Below are 26,647 nucleotides of genomic sequence, written 5' to 3'. Positions count from 1 at the left end.
CATAGTTCTTATTTTAAATGGCGCGCATGAAACGCAATGTGCTCACCAATAAAACTCGCAATGTAAAAATAGCTGTGATCATAGCCAGGGTGTCGACGGACAGTTAAACCTGGCAAATAACTAAACTCATCCAACAGATGATTATGAAGCTGCTCTTGAAGAAACTCGTCCTTAAGCCCTTGATCGATTAAAATCGGTACAGCGCAGCCGACCTGCTTTAATAATTGATAACTATCATAAGTTTGCCACGTACTTCGATCTTCGCCTAAGTAACCGCTAAGCGCTTTTTCACCCCAAGGGCATTGACTAGGCGCTAAGATCGGTGCAAAAGCAGAAATACTTTTAAAGCGTTGCTGATGCTTAATACCAATCGTTAATGCACCATGCCCCCCCATCGAATGCCCACTGATCCCTTGTCGACTGCCATCAACATTAAAGTGGTCTTCAATTAGCTTAGGGAGCTCTTCAGTCACGTAGCTATACATATGATAATGTGACGACCAAGGAGTCTGAGTAGCATCGACGTAGAAACCAGCTCCTAACCCGAAATCATAACTGCCATTTTCGTCATCAGGCACTCCCTCACCTCTAGGGCTAGTATCAGGGCATACAATCGCAATACCGTGTTCAGCCGCGTACCGCTGAGCGCCAGCCTTTTGGACAAAATTTTCGTCGCTACAGGTTAACCCTGATAACCAATAAATAATCGGCACCGATGTACTTTCAGCTTGCTTGGGTAAAAAAATCGAAAACGTCATCATACAATTTAACGAAGTTGCTTGATGTTGATAGCGTAACTGACGTCCACCAAAGCACTTATGTTCACTGATTAATTTCATATGGCTTCCTGTAGCGATTAATCGTAAATAATAACCGAACGAATACTCTTACCTTCATGCATTAAATCAAAGGCTTTATTTATGTCTTCTAGCGGCATGGTATGAGTGATCAAATCATCAATATTGATTTTACCTTCCATATACCAATCAACAATTTTAGGAACATCTGTTCGTCCTCGCGCTCCACCAAAAGCACTACCTCGCCAAGAACGCCCCGTTACTAACTGAAATGGCCTGGTCGAGATTTCTTGGCCAGCGCCTGCAACACCAATAATCCAAGATTCCCCCCATCCTTTATGACAACACTCTAATGCTTGGCGCATCGTATTAACATTACCAATACATTCAAAACTGTAATCGGCACCACCATCCGTTCGCTCGATGATTGTCGCAACAACATCGTCAACTTCATTTGGATTAATAAAATCAGTCATGCCAAATTGTTTCGCTAACTCGACTTTATTTGGGTTAATATCAATACCAATAATTTTATCCGCGCCGACTAACTTAGCGCCTTGAATAACATTAAGACCAATACCACCTAAACCAAACACAACCACATTCGAACCTGGCTCAACTTTGGCGTCAAACGCAACCGCACCAACCCCAGTGGTTACACCACAACCGATATAGCAAACCTTATCAAATGGTGCATCTTTTCTAATTTTAGCAACCGCTATTTCTGGTAATACCGTATGATTGGCAAAAGTTGAACAGCCCATATAATGCAACAGTGGCTTACCATCAATTGAGAAGCGTGATGTGCCATCAGGCATCAAGCCCTGCCCCTGAGTCTCTCTAATTGCCTGACATAAATTGGTTTTTGGATGTAAACAAAAATCACATTGACGACATTCTGGCGTATAAAGAGGGATAACATGGTCTCCAGGAACGACGGACGTAACCCCTTCTCCAACTTCTAGCACAACCCCTGCACCTTCATGCCCTAAAATGGCAGGAAATGCCCCTTCAGGATCATCGCCTGATAACGTAAAGGCATCAGTATGACAAACTCCCGTGGCTTTAATTTCAATTAACACTTCGCCAGCTCTCGGGCCTTCGAGATCAACTTCCATTACTTTTAATGGCTGACCGGCGCCAAACGCTACTGCTGCTTTTGTTTTCATCTTTTTGTCCTTTATTAATCGCCTGTGGTGGATTAAATGTAGTCAACCCTATCATTCTCGGCAAAGATAATTACCGTATCTGTGCATAAAGCTTGACAGTTTTATCGTCAATTGACAGTTTTATGGTTTATTTGTTCTCACTATTTAAAAAATAACATATATAAATCATTAGCATAAGCACTATTTCCTCAAAAAAATATCCATTCTCCTTTTGTTGTATTTGCTTTATTGAACTAGTGACCAATTTTAAGTTAAGTTACAGTTAACAAAACTTTTACAACACGAGAAAGGTCTATCGAGTAATCATCGACCTCGGGAAATCAACAATGTATAAAAAACTTTTTACGGTCAGTACTTTGGTACTGGCGATGCAAGGGTGTATAACCACAGAGCAAAACTCAACAGCATCAGCCAATACAACATCAAGTAAAATGGCTTCAACAACAGAGAAAAAATTAGCAATTGAAAAATACCAACTTCCAAATGGTTTAGAGGTTGTTTTACATCAAGATAAGTCAGATCCTATCGTTGCAGTTGCCATTCAATACCATGTCGGCTCTAACCGAGAAAAACCCGGTCGAACCGGCTTTGCTCACTTTTTCGAACACATGTTATTTCAAAACTCAAAACATGTCGGGCCAGGAAATTTTATTAAAAATATCGGTGATTTAGGCGGTACACTCAATGGTGGTACTTGGCAAGACGGCACTATTTATTATGAAGTGGTACCAAGTGACGGTTTAGAAAAAGTATTATGGATGGAGTCTGACCGCATGGGTTACTTCATCAATACCGTAACACTTGAAGGTCTTGAAAACGAAAAACAAGTGGTTAAGAACGAAAAGCGTCAGGGTGTAGATAACCGCCCATACGGCCATACAGAGTATGTGACCCTAAAGGCATTATACCCAGAAGGCCACCCTTATAGCTGGGATGTTATCGGTAGTTTAGATGATTTACAAAACGCGACCCTCGCAGACGTTAGGGAGTTTTACCAAAAATGGTACGGTACCAACAATGCTACCTTAGTGCTCGCGGGCGATTTTGATAGCGAACAAGCCAAAGCATGGATAGCTAAATATTTTGGTGATTTAGAAGCACGTGGTGATGTTACACCACTACCGCCAATGCCTGTGACATTAACACAAGATAAATCGCTCTACCATGAAGATAACTTTGCCAGATTACCTGAGCTAACCATTTCCCTGCCAACTGTTGAGCAATATCATCAAGACGCTTATGCACTTGATTTACTCGCTAATATTTTGGCCGTAGGTAAAGATAGTATCTTGTACAAAACCTTGGTTGAACAAGATAAACTTGCGCCAGATGTTCAGGCTAGCAATCACAGTGGTGAAATTGCTGGCGTATTCAGCTTTACCGTGCGCGCCTTTGATGGCGTTGATTTGGATAAAGTTAAAGCAAGTTTAGATAAAGCATTAGCGACCTTCAAAGCTAATGGTTTTGGCGATGAACAGTTGCAGCGTATCATGACGCAACGAGAAACCAATTTCTATAACGGCCTCACTAGTGTTTTTAATAAAGCAGCCGCTATTGCAAGATACAATGAATTTGCAAACGATCCTCACCTGATTACCACTGAAATTGAACGATATCGCGCCGTCACTAAAGAAGATATTATGCGTGTATTTAACCAATATATTGATGGTAAGCACAGCGTTGCCACGAGTTTTGTTCCAAAAGGACAAATTGAACTTGCTTTAGAGGGCGCTATTAAAGCTGATGTGGTTGAAGAAAAAATTGTCCAAGGCGCCGAGCAATCTATGGCGGAGGCGGCACAAACCGCTGCAAATGAATTAAAGCCGCTTGCGTTACCTGAATCTTCTTTTGATCGTTCAGTGATGCCAGCAGATGGTAAAAGTAAATCAGTCAATCTACCTGATGTCTGGCAATCTCAGCTCGACAATGGTGTTACGGTTATGGGTATCGAGCATAATGAACTACCTTTAGTATCGTTCTCTATTCGAATGATGGGCGGGCATTCACTGGATCCTGAAAATAAAGATGGTGTCGCAAACTTATTAACATCAATCATGATGGAGGGTACTGCCAGCAAAACCCCACAACAGCTTGAACAACGGCTAGGTGATTTAGGTGCAGATCTTAATTTTGTTGCAGAAGAGGAATACATCACCCTGTATGGCAATACCTTAAGTAAAAACTTTAATGAAGTTATTAGCCTTGCCCAAGAGATATTGCTAAACCCTCGTTGGGATGAGGCTGAATGGCAACGTATTAAAAAAGAGACTCAATCTCAAATTCAACAATCGAGTGCTAATCCGGGTTCAATCGCCGAAAGTGTCTTTGCCAAGTTAATCTATGGCAGTGACAGTAAACTAGGCACGCCAGTAATTGGTTCAAGTGAGTCTGTTAGCAATATTAACCTAGATGATGTCAAACGTTTCTATCAACAAAATATTGCCGCAAACCTCACGACTGTGCACGTCGCTGGCGATATTACTCAAAGGAAAGTTCAAGCATCGTTAAATGAACTTGCTAAAGGGTTGACTAAAAAAGAAGTAAAGTTAACTCAAGTCACCGCCTTACCATCAATTGAAAAAGCTCAGCTTTATTTTGTTGATGTACCTAATGCTAAACAATCGTATATCCGTATCGGTAACCCAGCAATGGCTGCGGGTGCCGATGATTATTACCCTGCGGTTGCCGTTAATCATCAGTTAGGTGGAAGTTTTTCTGGTCAGCTTTTCCAAATACTACGTTTACAAAAGGGTTATACCTACGGCGCGTATTCAGGAATTAACAGAAGAAATGGCGTCGGTATTTTTACCGCTCAATCAAGTGTTCGCTCTAACGTTACCCTAGAGTCTTTACAAACATTTAGAGAAATTCTTGGTAACTACGGTAAAAACTTTGACCAAGCCGCGCTTGAAGGAACTCAATCAGTACTTAAGCGCGCCAATGCTAGCGCCTTTGAAACAACAACCAGTTTATTAGGTGTCGTGCAAAATATTAGCAGCTATCAATTACCAGCGAACTATGTCGAGCAACAGCAGCAACAGTTAGCTGATCTAACCCTAGCACAAGCAAAAGCCACCATAAATCGATATATCAACCCTGATAAAATGATTTATTTAGTGGTCGGTGATGCAAAAACTCAATTACCTCGCCTCAAAGAACTTAACATGGGAGAGGTTATTCAATTGGATAGAAAAGGCAATAAAATTTAACCACCCGCTCTCGATACGTTAAAAGCTTTAGCACCACGCTAAAGCTTTTAACTATTCATTGTCAGTATTTTTTACACTTCATTTACCACGCCTCGAAAAATCATTTCACCCACTAATTTTTTCATTACATTACAAAACTTTACACAAAAGGCTTATTTATTGCATTAACAAGTTTATTACAAAAAAGTCATTGATGTATTTTTAAGGTAACTTATTTGTAAAGGCTCAATAAGATAAAATAAAAATAGATAACCTAAAGGTAAAACTATGCTAAAAAGTAAAATCTCAACGGTTGCCTCGTTGATCGCGGGTCTCCTATTATTACCCTCGTCTGTAAACGCTACGACTATAGCACTCGACTATGATCCGGCTCAATTTGCTGATGATAAAGGGCAACAAGCACTGGCTGGCTTTCAAGAAGCAGCAATGTTTTGGGAAAGTGTATTTGCTGATGATATCACTATTAATTTGGGAATAGGCTTTGCAGCTCTTAAGCCAAATACTATCGGTGAAACACGCTCTGCACAAGATGTCTACCTCTATCAAGACGTTGCAACGGCTTTATTTAATGATCGCACCTCTGCATTAGATAATATGGCAACAAATAGCTTACCTTGTGAAGATCAAGGTGCTGGCGCATGTAGTTTAAGCTTTTTAGATCAAGAAAACCCAAGTGCCCCTGTTTCTCCAGAGCAAGATCAAGATGGCTCAGTTGATAACTTTGCGATGGTGGTGAATCAAGCTAATGCAAAAGCATTAGGATTGGGCGAAGGTTTTGGTGGCTGGAGTGACTTAGACGGTCAAGTAACATTTAGTAGTGAATTTGCTTTTGATTTTGACCGAACTGATGGTATCGATTTCGATAAAATGGATTTCGTTGCGGTAGCTATTCATGAAATCGGTCATGCGTTAGGTTTTGTTAGTGGTGTAGATACTTACGACTTCGTCTACAACTCTGGCGAAAGAGATCCTGAATTTGACGTAGACCCTTACGCTGTTGCTTCAGTATTAGATTTATTTCGCTTCTCGGAAGCCAGTGTAGCCACAGGAGCCGGTGTTCGTGATTGGACCCCTGGATCAGAGGCCTATTTTTCAATTGATGGTGGTATGACCAACTTAGCTGATTTTTCTACGGGTAGTTTTGGTGGCGATGGTTGGCAAGCAAGTCATTTTAAAGACAATTTAGACATTGGCATTATGGATCCGTCTATTGCCTTTGGTGAATTTGGTGATGTAACCGTAATGGATTTGATCGCCTTTGACGTTATGGGCTGGGATATCAATGTAGCAGAGGTTCCTGAGCCGACCACTATTGTTATGTTTGGTCTAGCATTAGCAGGATTAGCGGGCAGTCGACGTAAACGCGCTTAGTACGAGCGCATAAAAAAACTTAAAGGCACTATGAAGTGCCTTTATTGTTTCTATTCCTAAAACTCTTTACTTTCGAAACGATAAGACGCCAACTTTTCCGTCAGCACCCGCCGCTAAAAATAGCTGATGATCACTCGCAAGCGTATAAAACCCCTTATCTCCTGCTTTAGCCGATTCATTGGCTAACGGAATCCACGATTTCCCCCCGTTATAAGAAATATCAGAACTTGTCTTACCCGTTGCTATACACAAATTCCCCTGACATGACATCGCCGTTCTTAACCCTCGCTGACCAGCATCAATTGCTTGCCATTTTCCATCGATTAAACTGGCCATATTGGCGTAGCTCGCAGGGCGCTGCAGATAATCACCGCCAACAACAAACAGTTGCTGCTGATGATTTAATGCCAGCCCATAGCCCCCAGCAGTTTGGGTTTCTGTGTACAATGGCACACTTTGACGCTGCCAACTCGTACCATAATCATCACTAATATAAACTGATGCTGAAAAGCCGCCAGTGGTTAAATACGCTTTACCTTGTTTACCGACAATTAAGGTATTACCGCTCGCCGCAAAGGCGGCCTCTTTCTCACGTATTTTGGGTAAGTTTTGCTCTTCAACTCGCTGCCATGTTTTACCACCATCGCTTGTTCTCTTTACCACATAGAAGCCATCCACGGGATCTCCCATCAAAAGGCCATTATCTCTATCCCAAAAATCAATCGCATCAAAAAAACCTTCTTTATCTGTGTTTTGATAAAGTGAGTGCCAACTATCGCCACCATCTATGGTCTTATAAAGTATTGATTGCTGACCACTGCCAACCCCCATAACAATAGCGGTTTGTTGATCAAACACTTCAACATCACGAAAATCAGTAATTAACTCAGCTTGTACTGATTTATCATGCCATGTTTGACCCGCATCAAAACTCACATAAACACTATTTTTCGACCCCGTCACCCACAAGGTATTTTGAAAAACAGCGGAACCACGAAAAGATAAATTTTCATTCAGGGTAATGTTTTGCCATTTAGGTAAATCAACCATAGAGGTCGCATTACTGGAATATGTCGGTAGCAACATCATAGCTGCCAATATAGCAGCCTTTTTTAATGTCGAATTCACAAAAAGTCCTTGGATAATATTTGAGTAATAAGATGATTCAATAGTACTAGTAAGATATTATTTTTAAAGCTTTTTAAGCGTTAGCATTGCAAATAAATATAATTTAGTCGATAGTAGTTGCATAAAAATAAAACAATAAGTCTGTCCAAGCGTTACTATACTTATTGCAGACGTTATCAAACTTCAAATTAGCCATAAAAGCAATTATGTTAACCGTTGATGAAAAGGTCTTAGAAGATATAAGCAAAGGGTTTTCAGTACCTGCTCAACCTGAGTTACTGTTAAAGCTGCAAAACTTAATGGCACAGCCAGAGCCGGACTTGTCTGCCATTGCTGACACGATAAGTCAGGACGTTGCTGTATCTGCGACAATTCTAAAAACCGTTAACTCGCCAATTTACGGCTTAGCACGTAGTATTTCTGATATACACAAAGCAACACGTTACATCGGCTTGAATGGCATTATGATGTTGGTCAGTAATGCCTTGCTAAAAGACAGTTTCAAACAAGACGATTGCAATATTGCCCTAGAAGAATTTTGGCAAAATGCTACCAACATCGCCAACACCAGCGTATTTATCGGACAATCTTTAAAACAATCATTGTCAAAAGATAAGTTATTTTCTTTAGGTTTATTTCATGACTGTGGAATACCTGTGATGGCAATGCGCTACAATGATTACACTGAAACGTATGAACATGCTTATAACACGCCCAGTGAAACCTTAACGTCAATAGAAGAAAGTGTTTATCAAGTCAACCATGCAACCATAGGCTATTTTGTTGCTTCTTCGTGGCGATTACCCAAAGATATTTGTCAATTAATATTGTCGCACCATGATCGCAGTTTTTTACATGTTATCGATCAAAGCTTGCCACAATGCTACTTTGCGACATTAAAAATGGCGGAAAATCTCGTTCATAATCACAAGCATTTTCGAGATTGTGCTGATTGGGCGTTCTTAAAGGATTCTATTTTGACAACGCTTGATCTCGACGAAGAGCAATATCAAGACTTGATAGAAGATAGCGCTAATTTATACCAATTGAGTTAACTATTTATTTCAATTGGTATTACAGACCTAATTAACCATACAGTTACGCGATAAACGACTGCCATGAAGTTAATAACTCAAGAAAATCTTCAGGTCCGCAACTCGCTTCTCCGTCACTGTCTAACGCAAGTTGTTGCTCAAGCAAATGCTCAGGTAATAAGGTTAAGCCATTGTGTAAAGCATTGGCATAAACTAGTACATCATCTCGATTAATCACAAGCGAATATTCACTGCCAATAAACTTTTGCTCTGATGAGCTTCCGTCAATAACTTGGTTCACTGTTTCGATTAATTTAGCGATTCTATTGAGATCAGCACCTAGTTCAATTTCAAACCATACCCCGAACGCCCGATGGTCGTCCGAAAAGTTAACCGTTGCGTTACCGGTAACAACATCACGCCGAAATTCGTATTCCAAACCGTTTCTCTTCAATTACCTTAAAGACATATTATCTTTGTTAATGAGGGAACTATCAATCAAATAAGGCGTCTATGTTATTCCTTAGTTATCAATTAGTTTTGTTGTGAATCGTCGTTCTTCTTTTTCATTTTCGTTATCTCTCGCTGTGCATGCCGTTATGTTGCTTTTGCTGGGCAGCTATCATACCGTTATTGAAATACCCAAAGAAAAGCCGATAACACCAATAAAAAGTTACCTTTATCAACAACCAAAACCGAAATCCGAACCTCAAAAAGTTGAATCAAAACCAGAGCAAGAACAAGAACAAGAACAAAATGTAGCAGCAACTAACTCTGAGCAAATCAATGCCCAAAAATCAAAAGAAAATCAATCGCCACCACCAACTGACCCCGCACCGAAAATCGAACAGGAGTCCGCCCCCCTCGTTGATAATGCAAACACACAACAAAACAACAACCAACACGTTAGCGCGCTCGACCTTGATAATAAAACAAAAACAACTCGGTCAGCCTTTAGTATCAATCAATTAAGTAAACTCAGAGAGAGTATAAATGAGCAACACTACCAGCAAGTTGAATTAGAGCGAGCCCAACCCAATAGTGGCTCGATACTGCATGGAACGCCAAAGTTGGTACCTCATTCGCAAGTACAAGAGTCAGCAGATGAGAAACGTAAGAATGCAACCAGCAGTGTTGGTCCATCCAAACAAATCATTAAAGGTGATGATGGCAGTTGTACCTTGGTTGAAGATTTATCGACAGTCGGTATGGAGGGCATTACCGCGGTAAGCTCGTTTAGCTGCGGTGAGACAAAGTTTAATCGTAATTTTAGAGAACATATGGAAAAAGTAAGAGCAAAACTAGGTAAAGATAAAAAACGTTAATCGTGTTACCTTATCATAATAAAGAACGGCAATAATTACAGTTGGTTGGCGCTAACCGTTTTATCAATACTCGTGCAATCTGCGTCAACAAATGAAAGGATAAAGAGATTTGCGTACTTCTTTTGCTAATGGACACTTATTATGACGACGCGCTATCAGAAAAATAGTGAAATGGCTTATGCCAACCAAGTTGCAAAAATACTTGGCTATCATTGGCAAGTCGCTAGTGCACCCAATGAATTACACTGGCCAGATCTTCTCGTTACTGGCCCACAAGAGCACTTTGGTTTAGAGGTAAGGGAAATCTATCCTGAGCAACTACTCGCTGATAGTCAAGCGATAGTCACCGATGGCAAACAAGCGAAAATTGAAGCAATAAAGCAAGCTTACGAACACAATAATCTACGACCTTTAAGGGTAAACTTTATTGGCGACCTTGATCATTCACAACCTATCATAAAAGCACTAAACCAATGTGCGCTGACACTCAATGATTTTGAACAGATGCGTGTTTCACCATGTAAAAACACGCATTTATACATTTGTGCATTACCTACCAATGCAAGTAACCACGAACGCTGGCTTTATGCGGCCGACAATGAACAAGAGCTCCCCTTTCTCACCAAAAATAGAATCGTCGACAAAATTAAGGAAAAGTCCGCTAAGCTGAACCGCTATTCAAAGCATATCAATGATGTTCGTTTACTATTGGTTTGTAATGTCTTGTTTAAATTAAGTAACACACATAACCAAATGCTTCATTCATTATCAGCCAACGGCTTCAATAAAGTTTATCTGCTATCTTTCCCTGATCGTGTTGATGTTATTGAGAATTAAGTTATTGCTCTGGCACCAATAGCTGCTCCTCCTGATCGATGACAAGTAAATAAGCCCGTCCATAATCACCTTCACACACATCTATCATTTGATCGTTGAAATACAATTCGTTGGCACAATTTGCCAAAGTAAATGCTTGACTTACTTTGCCTTGCTCAACGAATTTTTGCTGGTCATTAAGCTTAACAACACCACTTTCTTGGGTGGAAAATAACCGTACAGTTATATAATTGTTTTTAGTGCGGTTAGCACGCTTAAACGATGAAATAGCCAGCTGATTATTATCTTGCCAAACGACAAGGTGATATTCGCTATCATTATCTACCTTAATATGTTGACGATACTGTGCGGTGCTAGATTGCACACCCAAAGTAAACTTGCGCTCAACATTATGTTCATGACGAAAACGCAAATAATCATAGCGCAGTACATCATTACTGATCTGATATTTTACTTCAAAAGGATTTCTTTGCTCACCACCCAATTCTGTATTGGCGATAAACAATGTTAGCCAAGAATCCGTCATATTCACGAGTTGATAGTCATTTTTATAATAACCACTCCCAAAGTTAGCCGTTTCAATATCTTCACTATTGCAAGCGGTAAACATGAATAAATAAACACTTAACACAATCCATTTCATTGGTTTAGTTTCCTCTGTAGGTTAGTAAAATAGTTGCGCCATAACGCTTATCCTCATCTACCAATGGACTATCAACGATGCCATCGTCTATCGATTCTGCTTCTAACCTAGCGACGATTGTCCACTGTCGATCAATTTGGTAAATCATACTCAAATTAATAAGTGGATTCAGAGCTGCGTCTCCTTGATAAGCTACGCGGCCAAGCTGCTCATTGATGTTGCTACCATTGATACCATAAACATAATCAACATAATCTTGACTATACCAACGGGCTCCAATATTTGCTTTTAAGATCAAGTTTCTGGTCAGTGGCTGGCTAAAAACGTCATAGGAAATCGCGCCAGCCAGCGCTTGAGAGTGGTTGGAAATATCTTGCTCCAGTTGGACATTAATCCCTTGCCAGGCAAGTTTTGCCGTGGCGGTTATGTCATAATCCCCGTCTTGATAGCCGAAAAAAATCGGATGGTCTGATTTATCACTGTCGGAGCTAAAAAGTCCATCATAGGTTTGATCTCGTAAACCAATACCAAGCCAGGCTTGCAGTGAGTTAGCACTGTTGGTAAGTCGATAACGAGCAATGCCATGCTTCATTCCAAACTCCCATTGGCCATATGCAGCATTGATATAGGGTAATGCTTGGATTTCTGATGGTTGACCTTGGTAAATAGTGCTTTGATAATTAACCAATCCACCATACTCTAACGACCAATTCTGTTCATATGCGGCACTAAAACAGCTTATCACAGAACAAATGAAGCCTAAGGCTATGCAAACAATTTTCATAATCTTCCTAGATGTAAAGTAAAAATAAAGCATTAGCCTATGGCTTGCAGTTAAAAGCTGCATGTGACAAATGTCATTTTATTTCGTTAACATGCTATAACGTGACATTTGACCTATTGGATAACAGCCAACGTTCATGAGATGCTAATAATATGAAAGAGATCAATATGATAAAAACAAAAAGGGAATTAGGTTTAGGCTTCTTAACTTGGCTTCTAGTCACTATTTTCAGCATGTATCAATGGTTAAACCATACCAGCCCACAAAGCAATATTTTGCCCGCAACCACTAACACCATAACCATCGCGGTTTTCCTGTTTATTGGTTATGCTTTCGGTTGGTTGCTAACTCACTTTAGCCAAATCAAATCGATAGGTTTTGGCATTTCCGCGGCAGCGCTTGCGATGTTAATGATGCAGTTTAATAACGGTATTATCCTCATTTTGGCTATTATTTTTGTGTCAGATCTGTCAGAGCACATTCCATTAAAATATGCAGTAATGCTCGGCATTGTCATTCCATTTACCTATTTTCCGCTTTCGCTCGACGAAAATGTATGGGTTAACGCTTCACTTTTTACCGTTTTTAACCTTTTTGCGATTTTTATTAGCGATAGGTTACGCCAAGTGAAAAAAGCTAAAGAGCAATCTGCTCATCTTGTTCGAGAGCTTAAAGCGACTCAACAATTGCTTGCCATTACCAGTAAACGCGACGAGCGCATGAGAATCGCTAGAGATTTACACGATGTTATCGGCCATCATCTCACCGCGTTAAGTTTACAGCTCGAAGTTGCCCAACAACTATCGCCTGCCCCTGCAAATACACATATAATCAGAGCTCAAAGCATCACCCGCTTGCTATTAAGTGATGTCCGTGAAGCCGTTAGTGAACTGCGTACTGAAAAAGTTCTGGATATAAAAGCGGCATTAGCAGCACTTACTGCAGATATTGACGGTATTACGATTAATTTACACATATCAAATCAATTAACGATTAATGATGCTCGTGTCGCCGAAGCTATTTTTAGAGCGATTCAAGAAGCATTAACCAATATTCTCAAACACAGTAACGCTTCAACCTGTGAAATTAGGCTCGAAAGAGTAAATGACATTATCAACTTAAAAGTTCATGACAACGGTGCACCGACAAAAGAAATCAAATTGGGTAATGGTCTTCAAGGCATGCATGAAAGAGTTCACCACCTTGATGGCCAAGTGAGGATCACCACTAATTCATCAGGTTGCTGTTTAACGATTACCTTACCCGATCCGCAGGAATATTTATGAGTATCTCAATCGCAATTGCTGACGACCAAACACTAGTTCGAGAAGGTATCCGCTCATTATTGGCGCTTAAGCCGCATTTTAACGTCATAGCGGAAGCCCAAAATGGCCTCGAAGCCATTGAGCTCGTTCAGCTTCATCGCCCACAGATTCTATTACTTGATATTCGTATGCCACAAATGAACGGTGTAGAAGTGCTCGAGTCTTTGGCCAGCGCGACCTACTCGCCAGCGGTGTTAGTGTTAACCACCTTTGACGATCATGAGTTGGTACTCAACTGCATAAAACTTGGCGCTAAGGGCTACTTGCGCAAAGATGTTAATTTTAATGATTTAACTAATGCCATAGAACAACTTGCTTTAGGTCATACTTGGTTGCAACCTGGTCTTAGCGATAGAATCAGTCACAATGCCAATAATCATTTAAAAACGACCGAAACAACAAGTTGGCTCAAAGGAGCGGTACCTACATTGACAAAAACAGAGCTACAAGTGTTAAAGCTTGTCGCAGCAGGCTATTCAAATAATGAAATAGCTGACGCTATGTATAAATCTGTTGGCACGATTAGAAATCAAGTCTCTTCTATTTTGGCTAAACTCGATGCCAGAGATCGCACCCGTGCTGTACTGAAAGCACTTGATATGGAAATCATTTAAGTAGAAGAGCTCCAAGCTGATTCTCTGCGAAAAACTTGACAGCCAGTCAAACTAAGTTAGCCTGAAAACTCATTACATAAAAACTAACACAAGGAATTCAAAATGAATCTAGGTGCTTTTTCAATTAGTTTAACAGTAAAAGATTTAACTAAATCAATCGATTTTTATCAGAAACTAGGCTTTGAGCAATGGTCAGGCAATATCGAGTATGGCTATGCGATAATGAAGAATGGCGACCATATTATTGGCTTATTTCAAGGGATGTTTGATAAAAATATTTTGACCTTCAACCCTGGTTGGGATCAAGATGCTAAAGCATTAGCAGCATTTGATGACGTAAGAGAATTACAAGAAAAACTTAAAGCTCAAGGTATAACGCTGATCAAGGAAGTCGATGAAGGCACTACAGGACCGGCCAGCATTACACTGGAAGATCCTGATGGCAATTCAATATTGATTGACCAGCATCGCTAAGCTTGACTTTTATTTCAATAAAACTTTAACTCAAAGATGGTTACTTTGATTGTCGAGTCAGAGCTAAAGTATGTGTGAGCAGTTCTCGACCACCAACCTTACCGTGACCTGGCACTACTTGGCTAACGTTAGGGTACTTGCCCAAGAGTTTTTCAATTGACAAAGGCCACTGAGTTAATTTTGATTCGCCTGTATAGCCAAGACTTTTAGCTTGTTTACTTCTAACCAAACAGCCGCCAAAAAGCAAATTCTCATTGGGAAGCCAAACAACTATATTGTCTGCGGCATGGCCTCCTCCAGGATAGTAAACCGCTATTTGGTCATTTAATAAGGTATCTTGTGGTGTATTAAGGGTATGAATTGCTTGTGCTTGTTGTTTAATCTTTAAAAATTCATTGGTTTGTTGTGTCGCGTAAGTCCTGATCCCTTTATTATTTAGTAGCGATATTCCCGCGGTTCTGTCTTCATGTGAATGGGTTGACAGGCTACCAACGAGATTAAGGTTTTTATCTTGCAACCACGTCAATAATTGCGCTGTGTCTCGCTCTGACCAAGGAGTGTCAACGATAAAAGCATCATGGTTATTGATCACAATCAGGCCATTTGAGCTTACTAAACCAAAACCTTCAATATTTTGATAAGAAATATGCAGGTAAACATCGTCAGTGAGTGACTTAATTTCTAGTGGCGGTATGGCTTGATTAGCACTCGCTTGCTTTGGAATAAAAAATGCTAATAACAGTAGAGATAACGAAAGTCGTTTCATAAAAATCCTATAAGAAAAAAACCATGCCTAGATTATGCTAACTTAAAGCCCACCGGCAAGGTCAAGAAAGTTATTGGTAGAGAAAGACGCTTTATCGCTTGCTAGCCACAAAATAGCTTCCGCTACTTCACTGGCTTGTCCCCCTCGTTGTAACGGAATTTTTGATGCTAATCGGTCAACTCGTCCCGGCTCTCCTCCATCACGATGCATGTCTGTATAAATGAGTCCGGGACGCACACAATTCACTCTAATACCTTCTGCAGCAACTTCCATTGCGAGTCCAGTAGTGAGGGTATCAATAGCACCTTTAGAAGCCGCATAATCAACATACTCATTAGGAGCCCCAGTGCGGGATGCAGCTGAAGAGACATTGACGATCGCACCGCCTAAACCACCGCTTTTAGTCGACATGCGTTTGACCGCTTCTCGGCTACATAAAAAATAACTCGTAACATTATTGATTAGCATGTTATTGATGCGCTCTGCGGTTAACTGCTCTAGCCTTTTTTGAGGTCTTAGCATACCGACATTATTAACAAGTACGTTAACCATACCAAGTTGCTGATCAACCTCGTTAAATAATCTAACAACATCAGCCTCTTTTGAGACATCAGCCTGCAGGGCGACACAGTGTCCTCCTGCGGCTTTAATCTCTTCTACCACTTGGTTTGCACTTTCATGATTTGAGCGATAATTGATGCAAACAGCATAATCATGTTGTGCAAACAACTTAGCTGTTGCTGCACCAATACCTCGACCACCACCGGTAACAATCACGACTTTTTGATGAATCACTTTCTTATTTAACCTTTTTTATTTAGTTAGGCTAATCGTTTAGCCCAATTCCCTTTATGATCTTTTAGACAAGCTTCTTCACTATCATAAATAAGGTGTTTACCGATGACGGTTAAATTAATCTCTATTTGTCGCAACTTTGCATTGACCATTGCTTCAAGCATAGCTTTATCGGAAGAGGCTTGAAAACTTTCCAGCTGCTGAGTAGTATCAAACACGCAAACAATCTTCAAACTACTAGGAAAGCGAGTAAAATTAACTTGATGAGTTAGCCACTGGAAGCCCTCAATACTTTCTAATGCTTGCTGACAAACATCCGTCAAAACTCTTCTTAGCTGATTATCAATTTTTTTATCGGTTTTACGCATGTTCAGAGATAAATCTTTGCCTACACTATGCAACACAAGATACGCTAATTTTTATCGAATGAACACCTAACAAGTTGCCGAAAAAATTAATCGTTCAATAACACAGCTCGACAAGAATTTACTGTTAATGCCAAACGATAGCCAGACATACGCACTCTCGAAATTGATAACAATAGTGAGTTGGTTAAAACCTAACCGCTTTAGTAATCAATATAAGGTACTACAATAATTTGTTGATAATATGGTACTTTTTGGGATAGTCATTTCAATAAACAGGCAATAATAAACGAAATAAAGCGCCTTCGTTAAGGCAAAACATGATAAGCCTGAGTAGTCTTTTCTGATTGAATAATATATGACTGCATCCGTTTAAAAAACGCTTGTCGCTGCTCAACATCGGGCCACGCGTTTTCAATTAATGAGGGGATTTCTTGGTTGGCTAATGCAGCCAGTTGCTCATTTTGATAATGGTAGACCACTAATAAGTCATACCGATCTTCAGAGTGTTTTGACAACAAGTAATCAACCTGTTTCATATGAGGGTTTTTAAGTAAAACTTTATTTTTCCATTGTTGAGATAAAGAAAGCATTTCATCTATACTGCCGCCATCAAACACTTTTATTGGGTGGTTAGTTACAACTCGATATTCGGCCTGCTCCGCATTCACTGCAACGCTTAATATTAACATCGATATCAAAATAATATATTTAAACATGCTTTAAGCCCTCACTCTCGCTAACCGAGTTACTTTATAAAAAAATTTATTTTTAAGGTAGCGAGATTCTGTAAGCAAACATTGCAAAAAATGATTATTTTGTCTGACTATTTTGCTCAGCAAGAACGGATGATATGCCTTTAGCGAAGTTTTGATTTAACTCGATCAAAATCGTTAATCGATGCGCCAAACCTTTAGCAAATCCTAACAATTGCTCAGGTTGCAACTCCCCCATTGCCATCACTTTCTCAATAATTTGCGTTTGATTGCTCAAAAATAACCTTTGCATTTGATAGATTTGAGAAAAGTTGGTGATTTCGCTAAAAGCAAAATTTTGCACAACTTGAGTGACCTTAGCTGAGTCCCACGCCGCACTGGAGATCAGGACCATTTGATATTCAAATGAGATCTCAACATCATCCAGATCGTTCTTAGCTAATGCTTGCTCCTTCTCCTCAATATAGTGAGTTAAGTGAGCCAAAATCTCCTGATGAACAGACAGTTTATCGTTTAACTTTTTTTGATTATCTTTTAATTCAGTGTAAATCGCTTTTCGAGCATTCTCTGCGACTTGCTGAGCTTTTTGGTCATCACGCCATTGATCAAGACCAAGTGCCAACAATAGTGCTACGACGATAAATAATGACTCTAACAGAATATCAGGTAACCGCTCTTTTAAATTAAATTTAACGCCTGCCATTGCTAGTACTCCTTCTTTTTGTCTACACTCTAATAATAATGCGAGTTACTCACTTAATAAACAACCAACTATCGCTAATAGGCTTAAATAACTCCTATAAAATAACTAAATATTATTGGTATAATACCCAGCCATCTTATATTGTATAAAATATATAGGATCTTTGTACAAGGAAGAACTGTAACCACCATTAAATGAAGTCGTAATAAATGAAATTCTTTAGCCAAGGCTCAATCAGCCGCAAACTTGTCATTGCCATTTCAGTAGCGTTTTCTCTACTGCTAACACTGATCACGTTTTCTGTCGCCATTACCAGTGCAGAGAAGCGAGAACAAGAAGTTGTTAATGAAGTGCACTTAACGATGAGCGCAAACAGCGACAAAATCAGCCAATTCATCGGAGAAAAGGTACGGGTACTACAAGCACTATTTCGCCAACCCCCTATGCTCAACTGGATAAAGCAACGTACTGAGCCAAGCGATATTGCTGCTGATACCCTGCAACAGTTCATCGACCAATTATCAGTTGAATCAAGTCATGACAAGACGATAAAGTCAGTTTTCTTTGGTTCGGCATTATCAGGAGAATACTTTTTTGAACAAGGCATCTATAACGACGATGGCTATACTGTCTATGGTCGCCCTTGGTGGGAAGAGATCAAAAAAACCGGTAAAACTAATGTTTCTAAGATAGAGTTTCACCCAGCATTTAATACCTTCTACACCGCCATTAATATGCCAGTTACTGATAACGGACGTTTTCTCGGTGTAGCCGGAGCAGACATCTTACTAGATACCATTTCATCCATTGTCGAGCGAGTAAAATATCAGGGCAACGGTTTGGCTTTTCTGATCGACCCTCATGGTGAGATTATACACTTTCAAGGACTTTCAGAATACAAAGCAGGCAGAACGTTAGCAGATCTTGATCAGGAAAAAGCAACGTCTGGCTTTAAAGCGCTACAACAAAGCCTTGAACAGTCAAAACCTTTGAGTAACGTCTTATGGCACGATACTGAGTATCGCGTATTTATCGATCACGTTAGCAACGAGAGCTTTGGCTTGGATTGGCAGCTAGGGTTAATGGTACCAATCGACGTGATTAATGCGCCAGTTAAAGAAACGGTTGGGCAAATAGTTGTCGCCGCCTTTATTGTATTATTTATTATCGGGGTTTTAGTCAAAGTGATCGCTAGTTGGTTATGTAAACCGTTAGTCAGTGTTCAACAAGCGCTCGAAGAAGTATCTCAGGGTGAAGGTGATTTGACCCAACGTTTAACGGTGAGAGGCAATGATGAAACAGCCTTTATGGCAAATGCTGTTAACCGAATATTCTCGTCACTGCAAAAAATGATCGGCTTTATTGTCGGAGCAAGTAATGAACTTGACGAGTCAGTTCAACATGTCGATCATCTTGCAAAAGCCAATGATACTAGCAACCACCAAATGCGAGAAAACATGAATATGGTGGTTAATGCGATTTCAGAGCTCGCACAATCAGCACAACATATTGATGAACAAGCAGCTCAAGCAAACCAATCGATTTTGCAAGCCAAACAAGGTATTAATCAGGGCAGCACGCTACTAACTGAAAATCAAAATGATTTAAGGTCGTTAGTAAATGACTTTACCCAAACCGGTAATGTCGTTAATCAGCTGCATAAAGATACTCAGGCAATTACCGAAGTACTCGAAGTCATCGAGGGTGTTGCCGCACAAACCAATCTATTAGCGCTTAACGCTGCGATAGAAGCTGCACGAGCGGGCGAGCATGGTAGAGGCTTTGCGGTTGTCGCAGATGAAGTAAGACAACTGGCCGCAACCAGTCAGCAATCTACGGGACAAATTCAAGCGATTATCGAAAAGCTGCAATCTCAAGCGCTTGAAGCGAGTAAATCCATGGAAGCGGCCAACCAAAGAATTCATGCCTTTGAGCAGCATTCTCAAAGCATAGCATCAACGCTCAGTACAGCTGAAAGCGACGTTGAAGCTTGTGTTGCCAATAATGGCGTGATCGCAGAGCAAACTAAAGACCAGGCCAATACCAGTGCTGAATTAGATAAGTTACTACACCAACTCAATGATGAAGTGAATGGTCAAATGGAACGCTCAGAGCAACTTGTCGCTTGCCAAACACAACTCTCCAGCGCCAACAAACGCTTATTTGAACTGGTTGCCCATTTTAAAATTCAATAAAGAACATTATGAACGTTTGAATTTTGGTCTAAAAAAAGCATTGCCTAAGCAATGCTTTTTTTTCTTTACTCAACCATTATGCTGGTTGTTGTAAGATAACCGAATCAGCTTTCTTCGTGTAAGACTCCATGCGATGGAAGTTTAAGTAGCGATAGGTATCTGCCGCTGTCGCGTCAATTTGCTTCGCATATTCCATGTATTCTTCTGGAGTTGGTAACTTACCAAGAATCGCTCCGACACCGGCTAACTCAGCTGATGTTAGGTAAACGTTTGCTCCTGTACCTAGACGGTTAGGGAAGTTACGCGTTGAAGTAGAAAGCACTGTTGATTTATCAGCAACACGTGCTTGGTTACCCATACATAATGAACAGCCTGGAGTTTCAATACGCGCGCCAGCACGACCATAAATGCTATAGTAACCTTCATCAGTTAATTGATCACGGTCCATTTTCGTTGGTGGAGCAACCCACAAGCGCGTAGGTAATGTACCATTGAATTTATCAATTAACTTACCTGCTGCACGGAAGTGACCAATATTAGTCATACATGAACCAATAAACACTTCATCTACGTGAGCGCCAGCGACTTCTGAAAGTAACTTAGCGTCATCAGGGTCGTTTGGACAACAAACAATAGGCTCTTTAATTTCATTTAAGTCAATTTCAAGCACGTGCGCATACTCTGCATCACTATCAGCTTCCATCAATGATGGGTTAGCCAACCAGTCTTGCATTGCTTGGATACGACGTTCAATCGTACGAACATCGCCATAACCTTCGCTGATCATCCACTTAAGCATCACAATGTTAGATTCTAAGTACTCTTTAACTGACTCTTCTTCTAACTTAATCGTACAACCCGCTGCAGAGCGCTCTGCTGAAGCATCTGACAATTCAAACGCTTGCTCTACCGTTAAACCAGTTAAGCCTTCGATTTCAAGCACGCGACCTGAAAACTCATTCACTTTACCTGATTTTTCCACCGTTAATAGGCCATTTTGAATACCGTAGTATGGGATCGCATGAACGAGGTCACGTAAAGTGATACCTGGTTGCATCTTACCTTTAAAACGTACCAACACTGATTCAGGCATATCTAATGGCATAACACCCGTTGCTGCTGCGAATGCCACCAAACCAGAACCTGCTGGGAATGAAATACCTAATGGGAAACGCGTATGTGAATCACCACCCGTACCTACAGTATCAGGAAGCAACATACGGTTTAACCAAGAATGGATAACACCATCACCTGGACGCAATGAAACGCCGCCACGATTCATGATGAAATCTGGTAGTGTGTGATGGGTATTGACATCAACTGGCTTAGGATAGGCTGATGTATGACAGAAAGACTGCATGGTTAAATCAGCAGAGAAACCTAAACAAGCTAAGTCTTTCAATTCATCACGAGTCATTGGGCCAGTGGTATCTTGAGAACCAACTGTCGTCATTTTTGGTTCACAGTACTGGCCTGGGCGAACACCTTCAACACCACATGCTTTACCCACCATTTTTTGTGCTAAAGTAAAGCCTTTGCTTGAACCTTCAACATCTACTGGCTTAGCAAATAAATCACTATCACCTAAGCCCAGCGCTTCACGTGCACGAGTCGTTAAACCACGACCGATGATCAATGGAATACGGCCACCGGCACGTACTTCATCTAATAGTACTGAGCTTAATTTGAACTCAGCGATAACTTCATCGCCTTTTTTAACCACACCTTCGTATGGATAAATATCAATGATGTCGCCCATGTTCATTTTGCGAACATCTAATTGAATTGGCAAAGCGCCTGAGTCTTCCATGGTGTTGTAAAAAATTGGTGCAATTTTACCACCTAAACATACACCACCAGCGCGCTTGTTTGGTACGCAAGGAATATCATCTCCCATAAACCACAACACTGAGTTAGTTGCAGATTTACGTGAAGAGCCGGTACCAACAACATCACCTACATAAGCTAATGGGATACCATCTTCTTGTAATGCTTCAATCTGTTTGATTGGACCAACAACACCGTCTTCATCAGGAGTAATACCTTCACGTTCCATTTTTAACATCGCTTTTGCGTGTAATGGAATATCCGGGCGAGACCATGCATCTGGCGCTGGAGATAAATCATCGGTGTTGGTTTCACCTGTTACTTTAAATACTTTAACCGTGATTTTTTCTGCAACTTTCGGCTTCGAAGTAAACCATTCACCTTCAGCCCATGATTGCATTACTTTTTTGGCGGCAGCATTACCTGCTTCAGCTTTTTCTTTAACATCAAAAAACGCGTCAAACATCAATAATGTGTGAGATAAGCCTTTTGCTGCTGTATCAGCTAGGTCAGCATCATCCAATAGGTCGATCATCGGCTGAATGTTGTAACCGCCCAACATCGTACCTAATAATTCCGTCGCTTTTTCAGCAGACAAGATTGGAGAGCTCGTCTCGCCTTTGGCAACTGCAGCTAAAAATCCGGCTTTCACATAAGCAGCGTCATCTACACCAGCCGGGACACGGTTAGTCAAAAGGTCTAAAATAAACTCTTCTTCACCTGCAGGTGGGTTTTTAATTAATTCAACTAAAGCAGCCGTTTGTTCTGCATCTAGTGGCTTAGGAACAATACCTTCTTGAGCACGTTCTTCTACGTGTTTACGATATTCTTGAAGCACAGCGATCTCCCTTAATATAAAAGATCTGATGTTAGACATTGTGCTATGTCTGTCAGAGTCTTGATTAGAAAATTTTCGGCGTGATTATACGTGAAGCAGATTAGCTTTTAAATCAAACAATTAATCATGGTGGTTATAGTTGTTATAACCACCATGAATAAACATTATTTATCATAATGTTAGCCAATCAACTGGTTAACCACACTCATGTCTACCGTAGTGTAAAGATAGCCTATTTTGACAAACACTCAACATTGGCAGCTAAAGAAGGTGGGATCCAATTAGGACGAGCTTTTTTATCATCAAAAGCTTCTACCCCATCGAGGACTTCAATGGTATAACCATATCCCTGACAAACCTTAAAAGACTGCCTCAGTAAAAATGTCGCCAGTTGAGGAAAATGCGTGTTATCAAAACGATGAACTTTAATATAAAAACGGTTATCACTCAGCTTCTTCTGCTCAAAACGAACATGATGATCAAAGTCCCATTCACTAATGTCGTCATCAAACCGTTTTTGAGTGCAACCAATGGATACAATAGTGACAATAAATAAAAGTAAATAGTTTGAATATTTCATGAATTAACTTATGTTTATCGAGCAAAAGACAATGAAGAGTATACCACGACTTGATTTCGACCACTCTCTTTTGCTAAATACAATGCTTCATCAGCATTTTTAATATTTTCTTCGATATTAATGGTGCTATCAAAGGTAGCAACACCAAAGCTGGCGGTAAATTGAAACTCTCCTTGTGGACAATTAATCACCAGCTTTCTTGTTGCTTCACACATTCTCGTGGCTAACGCCTTAGCGCCATCCGCATTAGTCTGCGGCAATAAAATAATAAACTCTTCGCCACCAAATCGCGCGACAACATCTTCTTCTCGAGCTTGATTTTTAAGAATATTAGCAAACTTTACAATCACCTTATCACCAATGTTATGCCCGTAACTATCATTAACTTGTTTAAAGTGATCAATATCACACAAGATAACCGACATCGGAAAAGCATGCCGATGAGCAGAACTTATCATCGCACTGGCCTGCGCCATAAAGTGGCGGCGATTAAACAGCTTAGTTAATGGATCAGTTACCGAGTTTCGGTAGTGCATATCAATAACATCAGATAATAAAAGAAACGTTAAGCCACCAAACAAAGCAATCGTTTGTAAGGTCAACCACACCAAAACAAGAGACGCATTAATAAAAGGATCATGATAAAAAACACTCGGAATTAACACAATCAAGGGAAAAGGCATTAGCACCCAAACCGTAGTCCTAAATATTTTCTCGCCTTTACTCGGGTTATCAATTTTGTCGACGATAAATCGACTAGCAGCAATGTAAACTAAAAATAGGTTCCAAGAACTGACCATTTGTCTGGAGGACAATGAGTCGCTTAGTTTAAACAATAGAATGTAGTTTATTACAATAATTACGCCTAGATTTACCCAAAAAGCCATATCTTGATAGATATGTTTGTGGGTTCGCCCAACCCGCCACATTAAACCATAGCGTAAACAGTGCATTGCTAAAGTAAAAAAGAAATTCGCTAACAGAACCGATAAATCAGCATCAATAAAGGGGCGTGTAGCATAAACAACATAAAAGCAAGAGTAGCTTAAAAACAATAAAGAGAAGTATCGAATAGTCGTTCGCTGATTATAATCAAACTTCAACGGGCTAAACGAGAAATACAAGGTTGCAATGACGCCTGTCATCGTAGCGACGAATAGATAAGCAAATCCAGAGATTAGTTTGGGATCCATCGACCAACCCATTGCACTAAGACACAAGATACAGTGCTAATTTTATTAGAATAGGTATGAGTATAGTTCGCTAACTGGTTATTTTCTAGACAAGAGTATTGGGTGTCAACAAGGGGCATCTCCTCTACTATATATCACCACACTACCTGACTGGTACTCACTGGTTCTATTCATTGATTCATACACATAATTGCTCCTGTGACTCGCTCCAAAAAAAAATAGAAGAAGCAGACACCTATAATTGTTAAACTTTTAGCCCCTGCTCGTTTGATCAAATCAACTTAATTCTTTTCTGATGCAAAGATTTTTTCAAAAGCATTATAAACCGCCATGTGAAGTGCATCCCCATGTGATTTATCCTCCAAAAATTCAAAGTACACCTTTGAATTTTGTTTTTGCTGTTTTGTCAATTTGTTAAATAACGCTTTCGCCGTTCTTTCCATTACTTCGCCTTCTTTACCTACCGCTACATATATGGACTTATTAGCGCTGTATTCTTGCATTGCTATGTCGAGTAACTTTTCGTCATTCCACCATAAGCTTGGGCTAACAATAATATAGTTATCAAATAGGTAGGGGGTTTTAAATAATATTTCAGTCGCCAAAAGTCCACCTAAAGACTGACCAATAAGCGTATTGTTATGCCCTGTTCGATATGTTGAGTTTATAAATGGTTGCAGTTCCTTTTCGATAAAAGCAATGAAGTGTTCCGATTTACCCGAGGTAGGAAACTCTTTTTGATCGAGTTTATTCTCTGATGGTGAAGTAAAGTCTCTTTTTCTATCAATATTGCTGATACCTACCACAATGGACTCTGGAAGCATGTTTATCCATGAAAAAGAACCAAATTGGACTATGCCTGATACATGAATGAAATCTTCTTCTTTTGAACCGTCGAATAAGTAAATAACAGGATAATTTTTATTCTTATCGTTAGCATAGCTTGCTGGTAAATATATGTTTAAGTTTCTTTTCTCATTTAGAATAGTTGATTCGATGGTAATCGATTTACCAATAACGAACTCCGTTTCACTTAACACGACAGGAAGTTCTTGTCCGTATGAGAAACATGGAAGCAGAAGAAGAAATAACAGTAATTTTAGTTTCATATTCTATTTTTTTTTGTAGGCTACGCTAAAAGTAGTCAAAAATGTAATATAACTCTCGTACTTAGCGACTAAGGACTAAGTAAGATTATCTTATTGCTATGCTTTAGTATTTTCATCTTGAATTGACGCTTGTAGTATGGCTAGGTCGGCTTGCGCTTCTTCAAGTTGCACTTGATAATTGAGCATTTTAGCAATGGCTTCTTTTTTCTCTTGCTGCGCTTGCTCTTCGCTAAGTTTCACTTTTTCTAGCTTAGCTTTAGTGCGCTCTAGTGTTTGCATTAAGGCTTTAACATCTTCATTTTCTTTCGCTAACTGATCACCTCTGATCATTAACTCATCTTCATCAACACTCATCACGACCTGGTGGGATTTATAAACGATATAGTTGTAACCTAGTCGTATCGTCAAAAAAAGTGTGGTTAAAAATAATACCAAAACGTATTGGTTATTTTCGATGGAATGGTAAGCCGCCATCAACCTTTCAATTCCATTACCTGGGGTTAAAAAAAACGCTGAAAATAGTTGATTGTGCCAAACTAACCAAGTAGTTAGGTAAATTAACACAAAACTCGGCGCAGGCTTTTGTTGCTGACTAAAATCTAAAAACGATTTTAACAATTTACGATTGATCAAATGAAATCCCTTCTAAAACTAATTGTATAACTTGCGGTCTTAACGTTAACCAAAAGATTGTACTGATTTTCTATAATTGACTCTACAATTTATCATCAGATCGCCTCAATTTTTTGTTAACCAATAGAAAAACATCTCATTGCTAAAGCACGATGTGCTTTACTTGTTCGATTATGGTGTAATTACTTTTCTATCAAATCCGTCAATCAATACCTTT

General features: G+C 39.9%; 25 protein-coding genes. 9 read left to right on the top strand and 16 right to left on the bottom strand.

The features are described from left to right. Positions 1-8 precede the first annotated feature (8 nt). A complete protein-coding gene (gene fghA / locus ACSLUH_RS14665; RefSeq protein ID WP_448568308.1) occupies positions 9-839 on the bottom strand; it encodes an S-formylglutathione hydrolase in 831 nt (276 codons plus the stop codon). Between the two features lie 17 nt (positions 840-856). Beyond that, positions 857-1,966 carry an S-(hydroxymethyl)glutathione dehydrogenase/class III alcohol dehydrogenase gene (locus ACSLUH_RS14660; RefSeq protein ID WP_448568306.1) on the bottom strand — a complete coding sequence of 370 codons (1,110 nt, stop codon included), beginning with the start codon at positions 1,964-1,966 and terminating at the stop codon, positions 857-859. A gap of 326 nt (positions 1,967-2,292) precedes the next feature. On the opposite strand from ACSLUH_RS14660, the gene ACSLUH_RS14655 reads away from it, so the two are divergent. After that, on the top strand, positions 2,293-5,175 hold the full coding sequence (locus ACSLUH_RS14655) for a M16 family metallopeptidase (protein ID WP_448568304.1): 2,883 nt from the start codon (positions 2,293-2,295) through the stop codon (positions 5,173-5,175). Positions 5,176-5,442: 267 nt separating this feature from the next. Further along, positions 5,443-6,546, top strand: coding sequence for an NF038122 family metalloprotease (locus ACSLUH_RS14650; RefSeq protein WP_448568302.1), 1,104 nt, complete (start codon positions 5,443-5,445; stop codon positions 6,544-6,546). 66 nt (positions 6,547-6,612) lie between these two features. Here the strand turns inward: ACSLUH_RS14650 and ACSLUH_RS14645 are convergent, their stop codons facing one another. Then, positions 6,613-7,674 (bottom strand): DUF6242 domain-containing protein, encoded by a 1,062-nt coding sequence (locus ACSLUH_RS14645; RefSeq protein ID WP_448568300.1) that lies wholly within the window; start codon positions 7,672-7,674, stop codon positions 6,613-6,615. 206 nt (positions 7,675-7,880) lie between these two features. Here ACSLUH_RS14645 and ACSLUH_RS14640 point away from each other — a divergent pair, with 206 nt between their 5' ends. Then, the gene (locus ACSLUH_RS14640; RefSeq protein ID WP_448568299.1) at positions 7,881-8,729 is read left to right on the top strand and encodes an HDOD domain-containing protein; all 849 of its coding nucleotides are present in this window, start codon (positions 7,881-7,883) and stop codon (positions 8,727-8,729) included. A 43-nt stretch (positions 8,730-8,772) separates the two neighbouring features. Here ACSLUH_RS14640 and ACSLUH_RS14635 read toward each other — a convergent pair whose 3' ends face one another. Next, a complete protein-coding gene (locus tag ACSLUH_RS14635; protein ID WP_448568297.1) occupies positions 8,773-9,147 on the bottom strand; it encodes a YacL family protein in 375 nt (124 codons plus the stop codon). A gap of 106 nt (positions 9,148-9,253) precedes the next feature. On the opposite strand from ACSLUH_RS14635, the gene ACSLUH_RS14630 reads away from it, so the two are divergent. Together ACSLUH_RS14630 and ACSLUH_RS14625 are read left to right on the top strand one after the other, a co-directional pair. Next, complete coding sequence (locus tag ACSLUH_RS14630; RefSeq protein ID WP_448568295.1) at positions 9,254-10,033, top strand: hypothetical protein; 780 nt, start codon at positions 9,254-9,256, stop codon at positions 10,031-10,033. 141 nt (positions 10,034-10,174) lie between these two features. Further along, the gene (locus tag ACSLUH_RS14625; RefSeq protein WP_448568293.1) at positions 10,175-10,870 is read left to right on the top strand and encodes a hypothetical protein; all 696 of its coding nucleotides are present in this window, start codon (positions 10,175-10,177) and stop codon (positions 10,868-10,870) included. Position 10,871: 1 nt separating this feature from the next. Here the strand turns inward: ACSLUH_RS14625 and ACSLUH_RS14620 are convergent, their stop codons facing one another. Together ACSLUH_RS14620 and ACSLUH_RS14615 are read right to left on the bottom strand one after the other, a co-directional pair. Then, on the bottom strand, positions 10,872-11,513 hold the full coding sequence (locus ACSLUH_RS14620; RefSeq protein WP_448568291.1) for a hypothetical protein: 642 nt from the start codon (positions 11,511-11,513) through the stop codon (positions 10,872-10,874). Between the two features lie 4 nt (positions 11,514-11,517). Next, positions 11,518-12,297 carry a MipA/OmpV family protein gene (locus ACSLUH_RS14615; RefSeq protein ID WP_448568290.1) on the bottom strand — a complete coding sequence of 260 codons (780 nt, stop codon included), beginning with the start codon at positions 12,295-12,297 and terminating at the stop codon, positions 11,518-11,520. 167 nt (positions 12,298-12,464) lie between these two features. Here ACSLUH_RS14615 and ACSLUH_RS14610 point away from each other — a divergent pair, with 167 nt between their 5' ends. The 3 genes from ACSLUH_RS14610 to ACSLUH_RS14600 all read left to right on the top strand — a co-directional run bounded on the left by ACSLUH_RS14610 (position 12,465) and on the right by ACSLUH_RS14600 (position 14,710). After that, positions 12,465-13,583 carry a sensor histidine kinase gene (locus ACSLUH_RS14610; protein ID WP_448568288.1) on the top strand — a complete coding sequence of 373 codons (1,119 nt, stop codon included), beginning with the start codon at positions 12,465-12,467 and terminating at the stop codon, positions 13,581-13,583. Beyond that, positions 13,580-14,236, top strand: a complete 657-nt coding sequence (locus ACSLUH_RS14605; protein WP_448568286.1) for a response regulator transcription factor — start codon at positions 13,580-13,582, stop codon at positions 14,234-14,236. Before ACSLUH_RS14610 ends, ACSLUH_RS14605 begins: the two co-directional genes overlap by 4 nt. Positions 14,237-14,338: 102 nt before the next feature. Next, positions 14,339-14,710: a VOC family protein gene (locus ACSLUH_RS14600; RefSeq protein WP_448568284.1), complete on the top strand. Its 372-nt coding sequence runs from the start codon at positions 14,339-14,341 to the stop codon at positions 14,708-14,710. 40 nt (positions 14,711-14,750) lie between these two features. On the opposite strand, the gene bla is transcribed toward ACSLUH_RS14600, so the two are convergent. From bla to ACSLUH_RS14575, 5 genes are all read right to left on the bottom strand, one after another. After that, positions 14,751-15,476: a subclass B1 metallo-beta-lactamase gene (gene bla, locus ACSLUH_RS14595; RefSeq protein ID WP_448568282.1), complete on the bottom strand. Its 726-nt coding sequence runs from the start codon at positions 15,474-15,476 to the stop codon at positions 14,751-14,753. A 42-nt stretch (positions 15,477-15,518) separates the two neighbouring features. Further along, entirely contained in the window at positions 15,519-16,271 is a 753-nt protein-coding gene (locus ACSLUH_RS14590) for an SDR family oxidoreductase (RefSeq protein ID WP_448568280.1), read from the bottom strand. A 26-nt stretch (positions 16,272-16,297) separates the two neighbouring features. Continuing rightward, the gene (locus tag ACSLUH_RS14585; RefSeq protein WP_448568278.1) at positions 16,298-16,639 is read right to left on the bottom strand and encodes a Fis family transcriptional regulator; all 342 of its coding nucleotides are present in this window, start codon (positions 16,637-16,639) and stop codon (positions 16,298-16,300) included. A 305-nt stretch (positions 16,640-16,944) separates the two neighbouring features. After that, positions 16,945-17,355, bottom strand: a complete 411-nt coding sequence (locus ACSLUH_RS14580) for a hypothetical protein (RefSeq protein ID WP_448568276.1) — start codon at positions 17,353-17,355, stop codon at positions 16,945-16,947. A 94-nt stretch (positions 17,356-17,449) separates the two neighbouring features. Continuing rightward, positions 17,450-18,055: a hypothetical protein gene (locus ACSLUH_RS14575; RefSeq protein ID WP_448568274.1), complete on the bottom strand. Its 606-nt coding sequence runs from the start codon at positions 18,053-18,055 to the stop codon at positions 17,450-17,452. 209 nt (positions 18,056-18,264) lie between these two features. Here ACSLUH_RS14575 and ACSLUH_RS14570 point away from each other — a divergent pair, with 209 nt between their 5' ends. After that, a complete protein-coding gene (locus tag ACSLUH_RS14570; protein ID WP_448568272.1) occupies positions 18,265-20,250 on the top strand; it encodes a methyl-accepting chemotaxis protein in 1,986 nt (661 codons plus the stop codon). A gap of 76 nt (positions 20,251-20,326) precedes the next feature. Here ACSLUH_RS14570 and acnB read toward each other — a convergent pair whose 3' ends face one another. The 5 genes from acnB to ACSLUH_RS14545 all read right to left on the bottom strand — a co-directional run bounded on the left by acnB (position 20,327) and on the right by ACSLUH_RS14545 (position 26,430). Beyond that, positions 20,327-22,915: a bifunctional aconitate hydratase 2/2-methylisocitrate dehydratase gene (acnB, locus tag ACSLUH_RS14565; protein ID WP_448568270.1), complete on the bottom strand. Its 2,589-nt coding sequence runs from the start codon at positions 22,913-22,915 to the stop codon at positions 20,327-20,329. Positions 22,916-23,147: 232 nt separating this feature from the next. Further along, on the bottom strand, positions 23,148-23,495 hold the full coding sequence (locus tag ACSLUH_RS14560) for a hypothetical protein (protein ID WP_448568268.1): 348 nt from the start codon (positions 23,493-23,495) through the stop codon (positions 23,148-23,150). A gap of 14 nt (positions 23,496-23,509) precedes the next feature. Next, positions 23,510-24,688: a GGDEF domain-containing protein gene (locus ACSLUH_RS14555; RefSeq protein ID WP_448568266.1), complete on the bottom strand. Its 1,179-nt coding sequence runs from the start codon at positions 24,686-24,688 to the stop codon at positions 23,510-23,512. Between the two features lie 281 nt (positions 24,689-24,969). After that, positions 24,970-25,797 carry an alpha/beta hydrolase gene (locus tag ACSLUH_RS14550; RefSeq protein WP_448568264.1) on the bottom strand — a complete coding sequence of 276 codons (828 nt, stop codon included), beginning with the start codon at positions 25,795-25,797 and terminating at the stop codon, positions 24,970-24,972. Between the two features lie 96 nt (positions 25,798-25,893). Further along, positions 25,894-26,430 carry a hypothetical protein gene (locus ACSLUH_RS14545; RefSeq protein WP_448568262.1) on the bottom strand — a complete coding sequence of 179 codons (537 nt, stop codon included), beginning with the start codon at positions 26,428-26,430 and terminating at the stop codon, positions 25,894-25,896. Between the last annotated feature and the right edge of the window lie 217 nt (positions 26,431-26,647).

The organism is Thalassotalea ganghwensis (genome assembly GCF_053485795.1).
Note: the sequence above shows the minus strand (reverse complement) of the source record. Positions and strands in the feature narration are given on the sequence as shown.

Excerpts from the sequence above, each read along its gene's own strand:
- bla (WP_448568282.1), bottom strand. The coding sequence starts at position 15,476 with ATGAAACGACTTTCGTTATCTCTACTGTTATTAGCATTTTTTATTCCA.
- ACSLUH_RS14600 (WP_448568284.1), top strand. The coding sequence starts at position 14,339 with ATGAATCTAGGTGCTTTTTCAATTAGTTTAACAGTAAAAGATTTAACT.
- ACSLUH_RS14570 (WP_448568272.1), top strand. The coding sequence starts at position 18,265 with ATGAAATTCTTTAGCCAAGGCTCAATCAGCCGCAAACTTGTCATTGCC.
- ACSLUH_RS14550 (WP_448568264.1), bottom strand. The coding sequence starts at position 25,797 with ATGAAACTAAAATTACTGTTATTTCTTCTTCTGCTTCCATGTTTCTCA.
- ACSLUH_RS14660 (WP_448568306.1), bottom strand. The coding sequence starts at position 1,966 with ATGAAAACAAAAGCAGCAGTAGCGTTTGGCGCCGGTCAGCCATTAAAA.
- ACSLUH_RS14615 (WP_448568290.1), bottom strand. The coding sequence starts at position 12,297 with ATGAAAATTGTTTGCATAGCCTTAGGCTTCATTTGTTCTGTGATAAGC.
- fghA (WP_448568308.1), bottom strand. The coding sequence starts at position 839 with ATGAAATTAATCAGTGAACATAAGTGCTTTGGTGGACGTCAGTTACGC.
- ACSLUH_RS14640 (WP_448568299.1), top strand. The coding sequence starts at position 7,881 with ATGTTAACCGTTGATGAAAAGGTCTTAGAAGATATAAGCAAAGGGTTT.
- ACSLUH_RS14560 (WP_448568268.1), bottom strand. The coding sequence starts at position 23,495 with ATGAAATATTCAAACTATTTACTTTTATTTATTGTCACTATTGTATCC.
- ACSLUH_RS14555 (WP_448568266.1), bottom strand. The coding sequence starts at position 24,688 with ATGGATCCCAAACTAATCTCTGGATTTGCTTATCTATTCGTCGCTACG.
- ACSLUH_RS14605 (WP_448568286.1), top strand. The coding sequence starts at position 13,580 with ATGAGTATCTCAATCGCAATTGCTGACGACCAAACACTAGTTCGAGAA.
- ACSLUH_RS14580 (WP_448568276.1), bottom strand. The coding sequence starts at position 17,355 with ATGTTTAAATATATTATTTTGATATCGATGTTAATATTAAGCGTTGCA.
- ACSLUH_RS14625 (WP_448568293.1), top strand. The coding sequence starts at position 10,175 with ATGACGACGCGCTATCAGAAAAATAGTGAAATGGCTTATGCCAACCAA.
- ACSLUH_RS14585 (WP_448568278.1), bottom strand. The coding sequence starts at position 16,639 with ATGCGTAAAACCGATAAAAAAATTGATAATCAGCTAAGAAGAGTTTTG.
- ACSLUH_RS14610 (WP_448568288.1), top strand. The coding sequence starts at position 12,465 with ATGATAAAAACAAAAAGGGAATTAGGTTTAGGCTTCTTAACTTGGCTT.
- ACSLUH_RS14655 (WP_448568304.1), top strand. The coding sequence starts at position 2,293 with ATGTATAAAAAACTTTTTACGGTCAGTACTTTGGTACTGGCGATGCAA.
- ACSLUH_RS14620 (WP_448568291.1), bottom strand. The coding sequence starts at position 11,513 with ATGAAATGGATTGTGTTAAGTGTTTATTTATTCATGTTTACCGCTTGC.
- ACSLUH_RS14650 (WP_448568302.1), top strand. The coding sequence starts at position 5,443 with ATGCTAAAAAGTAAAATCTCAACGGTTGCCTCGTTGATCGCGGGTCTC.
- ACSLUH_RS14575 (WP_448568274.1), bottom strand. The coding sequence starts at position 18,055 with ATGGCAGGCGTTAAATTTAATTTAAAAGAGCGGTTACCTGATATTCTG.